The sequence below is a fragment of the Cereibacter sediminicola genome, from assembly GCF_007668225.1.
Lineage (GTDB): Bacteria > Pseudomonadota > Alphaproteobacteria > Rhodobacterales > Rhodobacteraceae > Cereibacter_A > Cereibacter_A azotoformans.
Window position 1 is genome coordinate 1 of sequence record NZ_VDEK01000082.1, and the last position, 2360, is coordinate 2360.

General features: G+C 63.0%; 2 protein-coding genes, 1 tRNA gene and 1 pseudogene. 1 reads left to right on the forward strand and 3 read right to left on the reverse strand.

What is annotated here, in order from left to right; genetic code table 11:
- Both FG154_RS20230 and FG154_RS20235 read right to left on the reverse strand, forming a co-directional pair.
- Positions 1-648: IS110 family transposase (locus FG154_RS20230; RefSeq protein WP_145111896.1), on the reverse strand; the 648-nt coding region annotated here is incomplete at its 3' end.
- 112 nt (positions 649-760) lie between these two features.
- Positions 761-1555, reverse strand: a pseudogene (locus tag FG154_RS20235) (IS5 family transposase).
- 156 nt (positions 1556-1711) lie between these two features.
- Here FG154_RS20235 and FG154_RS20240 point away from each other — a divergent pair.
- Positions 1712-1788 (forward strand) — tRNA-Arg (locus tag FG154_RS20240).
- A 243-nt stretch (positions 1789-2031) separates the two neighbouring features.
- Here the strand turns inward: FG154_RS20240 and FG154_RS20245 are convergent.
- Positions 2032-2259, reverse strand: coding sequence for a hypothetical protein (locus FG154_RS20245; RefSeq protein ID WP_145111898.1), 228 nt, complete (start codon positions 2257-2259; stop codon positions 2032-2034).
- Positions 2260-2360: the final 101 nt, after the last annotated feature.

Genomic DNA, 2360 nt, shown 5'->3' on the forward strand with positions numbered 1-2360 from the left:
CATCAGTCGACGGCAGACCGGATCCTCTTGGGAGAGTTGACGGACATGGCGCTCAAGGCCCGCCAGCTCTCGCCGCAGCGCCGAGCGCGCGCGAAGCATCGGTTCGGTGGCCGCTTCCAACATCGGATTGCCTGCCGCCAGCTCGCGGATGCGCTGTTCGAAGCGGCCGCGTGATATGGTGCCGACCTTGAGACCGAAGTTACGCAGCAGCCCGCGCAGGGACATTTCCAGCGTGATGAACCCCTGTTGCACGGCCTTGCGGGCGCTGAGCACCGCTCGAACTTCTTGTGCAGACACCGATTTACAGTGAACCGGCCGGAACCAGCCGAGATGCAACAGACGCGCGATGCCCTCCGCGTCCCGGCGATCGGTCTTGATCGGCATGGCCTTCAGGGCGCCCTTCACCTGCCGGGTCTCCATCAGTACGACGTCCAGTCTCGCCCCGGTCAACCCGCGGTGCAGCCATTGCGACAGGGGGCCGGCTTCAAGGCCGATGGCGGCGATGGTGCCGTCCTGGTCCCCAATCCAGCGCGCCAGCGCTTCCGGCTCGCTCGCTGCCTGCGCCTCCCTCACGATCTTCCCATGCTCGCTGACCACGCAGATCGCGGTCTTCTCCAACGATACGTCCAGTCCGACAAACAGCTTCATCCCGCACTCCTCCCGATGGATCCGATACGGGAATGGCGCCTGCGTGCCGTCGATTTGGCAACGGTGACGGGCAGGTCGCCACGCAGGCCCCGTTACGGCATCTCATTGCGTTTCAGAGCCAGAACAGGACGATGGCTGCGAGTGCGATAGCAGAGAAGAACGTCTCCGGGCAGCGGTCGTATCGGGTGGCAACGCGCCTCCAGTCCTTCAGCCGACCGAACATGATCTCGATGCGATTGCGGCGCTTGTACCTCCGCTTGTCGTATCTGACGGCTTTCCTGCGAGATTTCCGGCCGGGGATGCAGACCTTCATCCCCTTGTCTTTCAACGCTTCTCTCAGCCAGTCCGCCCTCGCCGGTTCGCTCGAACCGGTGGCGCTCACCGGCTCGATAGCCCCGGTCGGCCAGCAACCAGTCCGCCTTCGGCAGGCTGCCCAGCAGCGCCGCCGCGCCCGAGTCGTCGCTGACCTGTCCAGCGGACATGAAGAACCCGATCGGCCGGCCCTTCGCATCGGCGACGGCATGCAACTTGGTGTTCATGCCCCCCTTGGTGCAACCTATCTGACGCGCGCGCCCCCCTTTTTCACGCACAGGCTGGAAGCCGTGCGATGCGCCTTCAGGTAGGTCGCGTCGATCATGATTGTCTTGTGCTCTGCCCTCTCGGCCGCCAGGCCCATCATGATCCGGGCGAAGACTCCCTTCTCGCTCCAACGCTTCCAGCGATTGTAGAGGGTCTTCGCCGGCCCGTACTCCCTGGGTGCGTCGCACCACCGCAAACCATTGCGATTGATGAAGATTATGCCGCTCAGGACGCGCCGGTCGTCGACACGGGGCTTGCCATGGCTCTTGGGAAGGAACGGCTTCAGGCGCTCCATTTGCGCCTCGGACAGCCAGTAGAGGTTGCTCATCGGTCAGGTCTCCTTGCGAGGCCTGAATCACGCGATCCCCACGAAATCAATGGGTCTGGAGCCTAGGCATGTTGTCAAGTGGTGATATGGTGTTGAAACAAAATAGGAAATGCGCTTAGCTGTTCGCGGCGAACCGTTTTCCGAAACCGCTTTCGCGGCCCCGTAGCACAACTGGATAGTGCAGCGGTCTTCTAAACCGCAGGTTCCGCGTTCGAGTCGCGGCGGGGTCGCCAAGATATTGTTTGTTGCCAACGAGGCATAAAGATGCACGTTTTGGCGGTTTTCTTGCACACCCCCGATCAAGACAAATCTTCGTGATGCTTGGGATTTCGGTCGCAAAGCTCTGTCAGTAGGCAGAATTTTCCTGTCCTTGCGGCGCGCAGGTCTTCCTTTCGGACCCTTTGCGGCCGATCTTGTGCAGTCCTGCCGATCTCGGAGCCCCCGGCCCGGCAGATCCTGCCGGGCGCCAGAGGGCATCACCTTGCGGCCGGCTCCACGTCCTTCCGCAGATAGAGCGCACCGTAATCGGCCCCGTCCGGCGAGAATCGCGACACTCGGGCTGCCTCCAGCCGGGCGATGACGGTGTTGCGGTGCTCGCCCCATTCGGCGGCGAGAGTCGTCGTGGTCGCGAACCGGCGATGGAATGCGGCGATGTCGGCTTCGGAGAGGACGAGGATCTCGGTGCCGAGTTTCGGATGCTTCACCCTGGTCGCCGGAGTATGTCCCGCGGCCACCAGCGCGTCGAAGCCCGTGTATCGACCCAGCGGAATCTGCACAGGTTAAGCCGCTAAGGCGAATGCCTCGG